This is a genomic window from Streptomyces sp. MB09-02B (genome assembly GCF_033794485.1).
In the GTDB taxonomy this organism is placed as follows: domain Bacteria; phylum Actinomycetota; class Actinomycetes; order Streptomycetales; family Streptomycetaceae; genus Streptomyces.
In genome coordinates, this window is the sequence record NZ_JARGEE010000073.1 from 17,508 (window position 1) to 28,224 (window position 10,717).

Annotated in this window: 10 protein-coding genes; 5 read left to right on the top strand and 5 right to left on the bottom strand. The window is 70.7% G+C overall.

The features are described 5' to 3' along the window. Positions 1-202: 202 nt before the first annotated feature. The 5 genes from P1P70_RS13535 to P1P70_RS13555 all read left to right on the top strand — a co-directional run bounded on the left by P1P70_RS13535 (position 203) and on the right by P1P70_RS13555 (position 3,065). The gene (locus P1P70_RS13535; protein WP_319237076.1) at positions 203-1,015 is read left to right on the top strand and encodes an alpha/beta hydrolase; all 813 of its coding nucleotides are present in this window, start codon (positions 203-205) and stop codon (positions 1,013-1,015) included. A gap of 94 nt (positions 1,016-1,109) precedes the next feature. Further along, positions 1,110-1,832: a hypothetical protein gene (locus P1P70_RS13540; protein ID WP_319237077.1), complete on the top strand. Its 723-nt coding sequence runs from the start codon at positions 1,110-1,112 to the stop codon at positions 1,830-1,832. Further along, positions 1,820-2,317 carry a DUF2975 domain-containing protein gene (locus P1P70_RS13545; RefSeq protein WP_319237078.1) on the top strand — a complete coding sequence of 166 codons (498 nt, stop codon included), beginning with the start codon at positions 1,820-1,822 and terminating at the stop codon, positions 2,315-2,317. Before P1P70_RS13540 ends, P1P70_RS13545 begins: the two co-directional genes overlap by 13 nt. Further along, positions 2,317-2,565 carry a helix-turn-helix transcriptional regulator gene (locus P1P70_RS13550; RefSeq protein ID WP_319237079.1) on the top strand — a complete coding sequence of 83 codons (249 nt, stop codon included), beginning with the start codon at positions 2,317-2,319 and terminating at the stop codon, positions 2,563-2,565. The genes P1P70_RS13545 and P1P70_RS13550 overlap by 1 nt, the downstream gene beginning before the upstream one ends. Continuing rightward, positions 2,562-3,065 (top strand): HAD domain-containing protein, encoded by a 504-nt coding sequence (locus P1P70_RS13555; RefSeq protein WP_319237080.1) that lies wholly within the window; start codon positions 2,562-2,564, stop codon positions 3,063-3,065. The genes P1P70_RS13550 and P1P70_RS13555 overlap by 4 nt, the downstream gene beginning before the upstream one ends. Before the next feature lie 199 nt (positions 3,066-3,264). Here P1P70_RS13555 and P1P70_RS13560 read toward each other — a convergent pair whose 3' ends face one another. From P1P70_RS13560 to P1P70_RS13580, 5 genes are read right to left on the bottom strand one after another with little or no spacing between them, the layout of a single operon-like run. Next, positions 3,265-5,070 carry an RICIN domain-containing protein gene (locus P1P70_RS13560; protein WP_319237081.1) on the bottom strand — a complete coding sequence of 602 codons (1,806 nt, stop codon included), beginning with the start codon at positions 5,068-5,070 and terminating at the stop codon, positions 3,265-3,267. 8 nt (positions 5,071-5,078) lie between these two features. After that, complete coding sequence (locus tag P1P70_RS13565) at positions 5,079-7,217, bottom strand: beta-galactosidase (protein ID WP_319237082.1); 2,139 nt, start codon at positions 7,215-7,217, stop codon at positions 5,079-5,081. A 54-nt stretch (positions 7,218-7,271) separates the two neighbouring features. Next, entirely contained in the window at positions 7,272-8,201 is a 930-nt protein-coding gene (locus P1P70_RS13570) for a carbohydrate ABC transporter permease (protein ID WP_413471466.1), read from the bottom strand. Continuing rightward, positions 8,198-9,118: a sugar ABC transporter permease gene (locus P1P70_RS13575; protein WP_319237083.1), complete on the bottom strand. Its 921-nt coding sequence runs from the start codon at positions 9,116-9,118 to the stop codon at positions 8,198-8,200. The genes P1P70_RS13570 and P1P70_RS13575 overlap by 4 nt, the downstream gene beginning before the upstream one ends. A gap of 1 nt (position 9,119) precedes the next feature. After that, the gene (locus P1P70_RS13580; RefSeq protein WP_319237084.1) at positions 9,120-10,514 is read right to left on the bottom strand and encodes an ABC transporter substrate-binding protein; all 1,395 of its coding nucleotides are present in this window, start codon (positions 10,512-10,514) and stop codon (positions 9,120-9,122) included. Positions 10,515-10,717: the final 203 nt, after the last annotated feature.

Sequence of the window (10,717 nt, forward strand, 5' to 3'; positions counted from 1 at the left end):
GGCGGACCGACCGAAGGCTCCGGTGCGGTACGGGGGACCGCACCGGAGCCCGGAGGGCGCGCCGCACCAGTGCGACCACCCGGCGTTCGGCACACTGCTGTTCACCCCGTGACCTCGACCCGGCGGAGTTCCCCTTGACCCACGAGCCCGTCCCCCGCGGACGTGTGCACGCCACCCACCGCGCCACACCGGACGACCCCTCATGACCCTGCTCGACCTCGGCCGCATCCGCCTCTTCTGCACCTCCCTCGGTCCTCCGGGGCGCGAGACCGCCGCCCCCGCGCTGCTGCTCGTGCACGGCTGGGGAGGCGACGGCCGGGAGTGGTCCCCGCACGCGGAGGCGCTGGCCGACCGGTTCCGGGTCCTCGTGCCCGACCTGCGCGGCCACGGCCGCTCCGAGGTGCCGGACGAGGGCAACACGCCGACGGAGATGGCGGAGGACCTCGCCGCGCTGCTCGACTTCCTGGGCGTCGGGCCGGTGGTCGCCGTCGGCCACTCCATGGGCGTCCAGGTCGTCAACCTGCTCGCCGTCCGTCACCCGGGGGCCGTGCGGTCGGTCATCGCCCTCGACCCCGCGCACGGCGCGGGGGAGGCCGAGGCCGCGCTGATCCCCGCCCGCCTCGCCGAGTACCGCGAGCACGGCGCCCGTGCCGCCGCCGTCCTCGTGGCCGGCGCCTTCTCCCCGCAGGCCCCACCCGGACTGCGTACGGCCCACATCCGCACGGTGCTCGGCACACCGGACCACGTCATCGCCCAGGCCTACGCGGGCATGTACACCGACCCGGGAGCGGTGGGGGTCCGCCCGCACAGCGAGACGTATCTGCGCCGCCGATCCCAGCCGGCGCTCACGGTCTGGACGTTCGAGGAGGCCGCCGAGTGGGAGCGCGGCACGCTGCGGGCGCCCGGCTCACGCGTCGAGTACTGGCCCCACACCGGCCACTACCTGCACGAGGAGCGGGCCGACCGCACGATCCGGCTCATCCGTGACTGGGCGGCCGGGGAGCCACCCGGCTGACGCCCGGCGCGGCAGGTCGGTGGAAGTACGTAGAGGCATACGCAACTCGCTGAGCAGGCACTCTCCGCCCCGAAGCCTCGGTTAGCCTCCCCGTATGCCTTGGACCGTCGATCAGTTGACCGGATATGTGGAGAGCGGGCTGGACGCCGATCTGGCGCGCTGGTTCCCCGACAAGGAGCGCGTCGGGGTTCCCGCCTCGACCCGCCCGGTCGCCCCGTTCCTCACCAGGCTCCCGCCCGCCGCCGCGACCGCGCCGGCCGCGTTCGACCGCAGGGTCCGCTCGGGAGCCATGGCGCGGTTCTTCGACATCGAGGACTGGTCGTACGCCTTCGAGTTCGAGGAGAACGGCGAGGCGATCCTGGACTCCGACTACGAGACGGAACTCTCCGACGACGACGTGTGGTCCCTCGGCTGCGACGGCGGAGGCAACTACTACGTCGTCCTCACCAGCGGTCGTGTCGCGGTGTGGTTCCACGAGGAGCAGGTCATCGAGGCCGAAACGCGGTACGACAACCTGGACGTCTTCCTGTGGTCGCTCGTCCGGTACGGCGCCGTGCGCGCCGGCGTGCTCGACCTGTCCGATGTGGAGGACGACTTCCGGTCCCTCGGACAGCCCGGAGCGCAGGTCCCGTCCGGCGGGCATCCCGGCGAGTTCGCGACGTCGAAAGGGCAGCCCGCGGGGCCGCCGACGAGGGTTTCGCAGCCCGGCGGTCCCGAGTCCCGACCTTGCCTGTTCTATCGAATCTCGATAGATTCCTATCGTCGGTCGAGTGGGCGGCGAGTGAACGGGTGTAAGGGGCTGCCATGGGGAAGCTGACGGTGCTGGCGTTGCGGGCCGTGATCGTGGGGCTGTTCGTCGGTTCGGTGTTCGTGCAGGCGGTGATGGTGCCGCTGCTGGCCGCGGATCTGGCAGGGCTCGACGCGGATGTGGCGCACATCCGCACGCCGACGCTGGTGATCGTGGTCCTCGGCGTGGTGGCCGTCCAGGTCGTCCTCGTCTGTGTGTGGCGGCTGGTGACGATGGTCCGGCGCGACACGGTCTTCTCCCACGCGGCCTTCCGGTACGTGCACGGGGTCATCGGCGCGATGGTGGCGGCGGCGCTCCTGGTGTTCGCGCTCGGTGTGGTCCTGGCCCCGGGCGAGGCCGTGGCCCCCGGCGTCGTGCTGCTGCTCGGCGGCGTAGGCCTGGCGGTGCTGGGGATGGCCCTCATCGTCCTCGTCCTGCGGATGCTGCTCGCGCAGGCCGTCAACCGTGACATCGAGGCGACCCGGATGCGGGCCGAGCTGGCCGAGGTGATCTGATGCCGATCGCCGTCGACATCGACGTGATGCTGGCCAGGCGGAAGATGTCCGTGGGCGAACTCGCGGAACGCGTCGGCATCACCCCCGCCAACCTGGCGGTGCTCAAGAACGGCCGCGCCAAGGCCGTCCGCTTCACCACCCTCGCCGCGCTCTGCGAGGTACTCGAATGCCAGCCGGGAGACCTGCTCCGCTGGGAGACCGACCACACCGCGGCCCCCGACGACACCACGGCCGGAGCGCGACCATGACCGCTCACACGCCACGCCCGCTGCTCTTCCTGGACGTCGACGGCACCCTTCTGCCCTACGGCGGCGCACGGCTCCCCGCGGCCGCCGAGGAGTGGGTCGCCTGGCAGCACACGTCGAACCCTCAGCTGGCGAAGATCGACCGCGCGCACGGCCTGCGCCTGCTGCGGCTGACCTGCGAACCGATGTGGGCCACCGCGTGGATGGACGACGCCAACGAGGTGATCGCCCCGCTGCTCGGCCTGCCGCGGTGGCCGGTCGTGGACCTACCCGAAGCACCCGAGGAGGACCGGGCGGATCTGCTGCACTGGAAGACCCGCGCCCTCGTCCGTACCGCCGCCGGGCGCCCGTTCGTCTGGGTCGACGACGAGATCACCGCTCTCGACCGCGCCTGGGTGGCACGGCACCACCCGGGGCGGGCCCTCCTGCACCGTGTCGAACCCGAGGTGGGGATGACCGCCGCGGATTTCACCGTGGTCCAGGGGTGGTTGGGAGAGGCCTGACGAAGGCCGCCGGGTCGACTTTGTCGTCGTAGGCGGGGAGCCCGGGATCCAAGGAGGACAGCACCCGCCCGTCGACGGCGTACTCAACCTGTTGCGTGACGGCGTTGCGGACCTCGATCTCCTGGGCCTCGGCGCGCGTCAGCGGGAAGAACGACTCCCTCCGCGCGCCGAGGCCCAGGAACACCTGCTCCGACGGTCCCTACCGGACCGGCTTCCAGTCCTGTGAACCGTCCGTGGACGCGTTCTGCAGGGTGAGCGGCGCCCCTGCCGAACCACCGGTCAGGTAGAGGTCCTTGTTCTTCGCCGACCGCAGCCTGATGTGACCGTCGCCGGTCCTGACGACGTCCCAGGTGCCCGTGGCGCTGTCGTCCACCCACTGCCCGATCCGCTGCCCGACCGTCGCGTTGCCGGTCCACACGGACGCCGCCCGGCCGCCCGACTTGTTGAGCAGCGTCACACCCCCGTCGGCCTTGGTCACGACGTGCCAGTACTGGGTGTCCGGATCCGCCGCGGCCCCCGCGTCCTCCAGCACCACGTCGGGAACGTCCCCGTTGCCGATGTTCGCGTCGGTGGTGTTGTTGCCGGTACCGATGACCTGGCCGGTTTTCCGGTTCACCAACTTCCTGTAGGTTCCGGCCGATCCACCGAGATCGACCTCGGCGAACGCGATCGTCGACGTGCCCTGGTTGTTGAGGATCACGACCCGGCCGGTGTCCTCCACGTACTGGAGGTTGCGGCTGTACCCCGCCCGCGACGTGGTCTGGTACTGCGTCCACACACCGTCGGCGCGCCCGCTGTCGTTGACCCAGACGTCACCGCTCCCGGCGGCGTTGTAGACCAGGCGACCGTCGGGCAGGCGGATGAGCACCGGGCTGCCGCCCTGCGCGAGCGGGCGGGAGCCGGCGACCACCGGCAGCGCGTCGACACCCATGCCGGTGGGGGAGCCCCGGAAGAACTTCAGCGGGTCGCTCGCGACGCGGTAGCGGGTGTTGGCCCCGCCGCCCCAGTACTCGTAGGTGAGCAGCCACTTGCCGTCCGCCGTCGGGACGAGGTTCGTCATGCCCGGCCGGCCGCCGCCGATCTCCGTCTTCCCGCCGCCCATGTCCTGGGTCGACCCGGCGATGTCGACGACCGGGGCGCTCCACTTGGCGCTGCGGCCGTCCCAGGTCCTGTGGACCAGGATCTGCCCGTGCGAGTCCTCGGCGGTGTCGTTCGCCGGGTCGAGCTTCGGGACGCCGGTGACCGGGTCGAAGCCGAGGTAGTCGTTCTCGTCGGAGTAGTAGCAGACCAGCTTGCCCTTGTGGACCATCAGGTACGGCTCCCAGAGGGGGTCCACCTGCCGGTGCGTGTTGGCGTTCGCGATGTTCTGCCCCACCGCGCCCGCGCTGCCGCCCTGCCAGCCGCCGGTCGCGACGACGTTGACCACCTTCCAGGTCCTGCCGTCGTCGGTGCTGGAGTACAGCGCGATGGCCATGTCCGCGCGGTCGCCGTCGTTGGACGGCGTCCAGGCCGGATCGGCCGCCTTGTGCTCCTTGTAGTACGCGTCGTCGCCCGAGACGACACTCGCCAGCAGCAGCGTGCCGGCCGCCAACTTCCCGACGCGTTGCGGCAGTACGTACAGGAACGGGTTGGTCCAGTTGCTCGTGTACTTCGCGTAGCGGGGGTCCTTCGACAGATACGCCGGCGCCTTCACCTCGGCCAGTGGCTGCCAGGTCGTTCCGTCGTCGTCGCTCTTGTACACCGGCAGGGTCTGCCGGTCGGCGCTGCCCGTCGACGTGACGACGGTGGACTTCTCGAACGACGCGACCAGTCTCCCGCTGGGCAGCTGCGCCGACTTGGGGTAGACCGCGCAGTTGCCCCGCCCCTTCAGACAGGCCTCGCCGCCGAGTTGGTACATGATGCCGCCGGTCGGGCTGTACGCCCCCGCACCGGCCACGGGCACCACCAGCAGCGCGGACGCCGCGGCCAAGGTCCCCAGCGCTCTCGCGGCTCGTCTTCTGTGCATGGTTTCTCCTAGTCGAGGTCGTCGGCGACGAAGACCCGTACGTCCCACGGGCCGAGTTCCACCGCCGTGCCCGCCGCGACGGACGAGTCGTCCAGCGCGTCGGTGAGGCCGGTAGGGGCCGGGACGCTCACGGGCTCCCAGCTCCAGTTGTGGACGATGTGGACACGCCGCCCGTCCTCGGCCGTGCCGGTGGTCGCGGTGACCGACTCCGGCAGGTCCGCCCAGCCGTGGCGCGCGACCGGCGCCAGCCACTCGGCCAGCGCGCGCCCGAGACGACGGTCGGGCACCGTACCGACGTACGTGATCCGCCCCGCACCGTGCCGGCGCGTGGTGAGCGCGGGCCAGCGGCCGAAGTGCGGATGCTCGTACGCGGCCAGCACCTCGGCGTCGTCGACCGTGAGCCCGTCCGCCCAGCGGGTCGCCGCCCCGCCGTCCGGCAGCCGAAGCGGGCTGCCGGGCGCCGGGCGCACCGGGATCTCGCGCGTCAGGTTGCTGAACTCGTCGTAGTGGACGCCGGCGGCCTCCGTCAGCCGCCCGGGGGCCGGTTCGGTGCGGGCCCGGGCCTCGTGGTCGGCGTACCCGGTGCGCGGGCTCAGGACCAGATGGCCACCGGCCTCCGCGTACGCGGCGAACCAGTCGAGGGTTTCGTCGGCGGCGAGGTACAGCGCCGGGACGACCAGCACCGGATGGCGGCGCACGGCCTCCTCGGGCGTGAGGCCCTCCCGCTCCCCGCTCGGGTCGTGCAACTGCCGGGCGTGGACGATCCGGACCTGCCGGCCCGCCTCGAACGCGCCCCGGTAGAACGGGTCGAAGATCCGGTGGTAGGCGGCGGGGTCCGGCTCGCCGTCCGGGGTGGCGAGCGGCGGGTACTTCTGCATCAGCCACTTGCTGGGCGTCGAGTACACCATCGTGATGTCGGCGTCCGGTTCGAGTCCGGCGACGAGCGGACCGGCCGCCTCGAACTCCGCGCCGAGCCGGGCGAGTTCGGCGTACGTACGGCCGGGCTGGCCGGTGTGGGGGAGGATGCCGCCCCAGTAGGTCTCGGCGCCGAAGTGCAGGGTGTGCCAGTGCCAGTACTCGATCATCCGCGCGCCGCGCGAGACGAGCGCCCAGGCCGCCTGGCGCCACTGCCCGTCGTAGCCGGGGCGGTTGTCCCACGCCATGCCGATCGAGCCGGCGTTGGTCTCGGTGACGAGGAACGGCTCCTGGCGGGAGGAGAACATCCAGTCGGCGGTCTGGTACAGCGCCCACACCCCGGTCGTCTTCCACTTCTGCTCGTGGGCGTCGGGGGTTATGTCAGGCAGCAGCAGACCGTCCTGCATGTCGTAGTACGGGTTGCCGGAGGCGATGTCGAGACGGGCGGACAGCTCGTCGTCCTCCACCCCCTGACGGGTGTAGGAGATACAGGTGGTCACGAACTGCTCGGGCGAGGCGTACTCGCGCACGAGGTCGGCCTGCCAGCCGATGAACTCGGTGACCTGCCGGGCCTGGAACTCCCGCCAGGCGACGTCGTACTGGGGCTGTTCGTTGCCGTCCGGGGTCCACAGGTCGGCCCAGGTCGACAGCCGGTGCGACCAGTAGACGAGCCCCCATTCACGGTTGAGGGTCTCCACGTCGCCGTACTTCGCGCGCAGGTGGTCCACGAAGCGTTGGAAGACCCCGTGGTTGTGGAAGAGGTGCAGACCGGGCTCGTTGTCGACCTGGAAGCCGATGACGGCGGGGTGGTCCGCGTACCGGGCGACGATCTTGCGGATGACCCGCTCGGCGTGGAAGCGGAAGGCCGGGTGGGTGAAGTCGATCTCCTGGCGGGCGCCCCAGCCCATGCGGTCACCGGTGCGCCGCTCGGCCGTGATCTCCGGGTACTGCCGGGCCAGCCACGGCGGGGCCGCGTAGGTCGGGGTGCCGAGCACCACGGAGATGCCGCGCTCGTGGGCGCCGTCCAGGACCGGCTGGAGCCAGTCGAGATCGAAGGTCCCGTTCTCCGGCTCCCAGGTGGACCACACCGACTCGCCGACCCGGATCACGGTGACACGGGCGTCGGCCATCAGGTCGAGGTCGGTCTTGAGGCGTTCGGCGGGCCGTTCGTAGGGCTGGTACTCGTGGTAGTACGCGGCGCCGAACAGGACGCGGGCAGGCAGAGCCGCCATGAAGAAGAACCTCCGAGAGAAAGAGTGGGGGGAGTGGTACGAGGGCCGGTGGCCCTACTGCTTGACGCCGCCGGCGGCCAGACCGCTCTGCCAGTACCGCTGGAGCATGAGGAAGGCCACGACGAGCGGGACGATCGAGACCAGGGAACCGGTCACGACCAGCGCGAGCATGTCGCTGCTGGCGCCCGCCCCGCCGTTCTGGGCCTGCGCGGCCCAGGAGGCCAGGCCCACGGTGATCGGGTACAGATCGGGGTCGTTGAGCATGATCAGCGGCAGGAAGTAGTTGTTCCAGGTCGCCACCAGTGTGAACAGCAGGACCGTCACGACCCCGGGAGCCATCAGCCGCAGGGCGATCCGGAAGAAGATCCGGGCCTCTCCGGCACCGTCGATCCGGGCGGCCTCCAGGATGCTGTCGGGGACGGAGTCCGCCGCGTAGACGCGCATCAGGTAGAGGCCGAACGGGTTGACCAGGGACGGCAGGATGATCGCCCAGGGGGTGTTGGCCAGGCCCGCCTGCGCGAACAGCAGATAGGTCGGAATGGCCAGCGCGGTGGTCGGGACCATGACGGCGCCGAGCACCAGGTTGAAGGCGGCGCCGTCGCCGCGGAAGCGGAACTTGGCGAACCCGTACCCGGCCGCCGCCGCGAGCAGCGCGGCCCCGACCGCGCTGACTCCGGCGTACAGAGCCGTGTTGAGCAGCCAGCGCACGAAGACGCCGTCGTCCTGGGTGAAGGTCTCCTTGATGTTCGTCAGCAGCTGCGGGGCGTCCGAGAACCACAGGCCGAAGCTGTTGAACAGGTCCTGGGTGCTCTTGGTCGAGGCGATCAGCAGCCAGAAGAGGGGCAGGAGGAAGTAGGCGAGGGCCGCCAGCATGGCGATCGTGAGCGGGGTGCTGCGGCGGGCCGGGTTCTTCCCGCGGTGCGTCTGGCGCGCCGGCTTCTTCGCCGTCCTGGCCACCGGGGGCGCGGGGATCGTCGTGGTCACGGGGTCCTCCTGCGGTTCGCGGTGAGCAGGACGCCGTAGGAGGCGATCACGATGACCAGGCCGAGGAGGAAGGACACCGTGGCCGCGTAGTTGACCTGCTGGCCGGTGAAGGCGAGGGAATAGGCGTAGAGGTTGGCGGTGTAGGAACTGCTGATGACGTCCGGGGCGATCTTCATCAGCAGGTTCGGCTCGTTGAACAGCTGGAAGCTGCCGATCACGGAGAACAGCAGGGTGAGCAGCAACGCCGGGCGCAGCGCGGGGAGTTTGACGGACCAGGCGATACGCCAGGCCCCCGCGCCGTCCATCGCCGCGGCCTCGTACAGCTCCTGCGGGATGGTGCGCAGCGCCGCGTACAGGATGATCATGTTGTAGCCGACGAACTCCCAGGTCACGATGTTCGCCAGACTGCCGAGCATCCAGCCCGCGCTGAGGAAGGCCGGAACCGGCAGGTCCAGGTTCCGGCTCAGCTGGGCGAACGGTCCGAAGTCGGGGCCGTACAGGTAGCCCCACATGAGCGCGGCGACCACGCTGGGTACGGCGTACGGGACGAAGATGCCCAGCCGGATGACCCGCGACAGACGCAGCAGGCCGCTGTCGAGCGCGAGCGCGAACAGCAGGGCCAGCAGCAGCATCACGGGGACCTGGACCACGAAGAACAGCGCGACCCGGCCGACTCCGTGCAGGAACTGGGAGTCGCCGAAGGCCTGGACGTAGTTGTCGAGGCCGACGAAGACCGTCCCGCCGATCAGACGCGTCTGGAAGAGGCTCAGATAGGCGGCGTAACCGAGCGGGGCGAGGAAGAGCAGGACGAACAGCACCAGGAACGGTGCGACGAAGAGCGGTCCCGCCGAGCGGTGGCGGCGCGGACGGCCGGGCCGGGAGCGGCCCTCGGCGGTGGACGGGGTGGTGGCAGCCATGTCAGCTCCCCTTGACGGTGAAGCCCTGGTTCTTGGCGTACGTGGTCATCCGGGACTGCCACCTGCCGAGGGCGGCGACCGTGTCGGACCTGTCGGCGAGGGACTTGCCGACGGTCTCGGTCCAGTCGGTGGCCGCCTGGTCGAGGAACGGCGGCCACTGGAACGAGGGATCGACGGTGGCGCTGACGTCGGCGAAGACCTGGTTGACCTTCTGGCCGCCGTAGAAGGACGGCGCGTCCGACACGAACTCCTGGTCGGCGAGCAGGGCCTTGGTCGCCGGGAAGAAGAACTGCTCGGTGGCGAACAACTTCGCGGTGGTGGGGTCGCTGTTGAGGAACTGCGCGAACACGGCCGCCGCGATCGGGTTCTTGGTGGAGCGGATGACGGCGGTGGTCGAGCCGCCCCAGTTGCCCGCGTTGGGCTTGGCCGCGTCCCACTGGGGCAGCGGGGCCGCGCGCCACTTGCCGGCGGTGGCCTTGGCGGAGCCGGAGAGGAAGGCCGGGCCCCAGGCGGCGGTGATCCAGGTGGCGTACTTGCCCTTGTTGAGGCCGGCGTACCAGCCGTCGGTGAAGTCCGGGTCGGTGCTGATCACGCCCTCCTTCGCCAGCCCGCCCCAGTAGGCGCCGAGCTTCTTGGAGACGGCGTCGTCGACGCTGATGGTGATGTCGCTCTTGCCGGCGGTGGCATAGGGCTTGGCACCGGCCTGCCAGAGCAGTCCGTGCCAGGCGGCGGGCTGGTTGGCCGCGAGGTTGGTGAGGTAGACGTCGGGGTCGGCCTTGTGGAGCTTGCGCGCCGCCTCCGCGAACTCGTCCCAGGTGCCCGGGACGTCGATGCCGTGCTTGTCGAAGATGTCCTTGCGGTACAGCAGACCCATCGGGCCGGTGTCCTGCGGGATCGCCCACACCTCGCCCTTCGCGCCGCTGACCTGACCCCACGTCCAGTCGACGAACCGGTCCTTCAACTCGGCGGCCCCGTACGGGCGCAGGTCCAGCAGGCTGTCGGTGATGGTGAACGTCGGGATCGCCTGGTACTCCATCTGCACCATGTCCGGGGCGCCGCTGCCGGCCTTCAGCGCCGTGCGCAGCTTGGTGTACTGCGGGGTGCCCTGACCGGCGTTGACGACCTTGATCTTGACGGCCGGGTACTTCTTCTCGAAGAGCGCGATCTCCTTGGCGATGTTCGGCACCCAGGTCCAGAACGTCAGCTCGGTCGGCGTCTTCATCGCCTTGTCGATGTCGGCCTGGCTGACGGGCTTCGCTGAGCCGGAGGAGCCGGAGGAGTCACCGCCGCCGCAGGCGGTCAGGGCCGCCCCGAGCGACACGGCACCCGTGGTGGTGAGGAACAACCGACGGCTCATGGCAGAGGAGGAGGCGGCTGTGAAGGCGTTTCTGGGCATGGTGAACTCCGGCTGGTGGCGAGGGTGGTGGCACGCCGGAAACGGGCGTGCGGAGATGGCGTGCGGAGATGTGCGGGACGCGCGGGACACGACGGTCCGGCGCTGACGCCCGACAGGGTCGGGGCGCGAAGGGGGCGTGGAGATCCGGGTCAGGCGTGGGGACCTGGCGCAGGACGCGCGGGGGGCACGGGGCGGCCCTACGT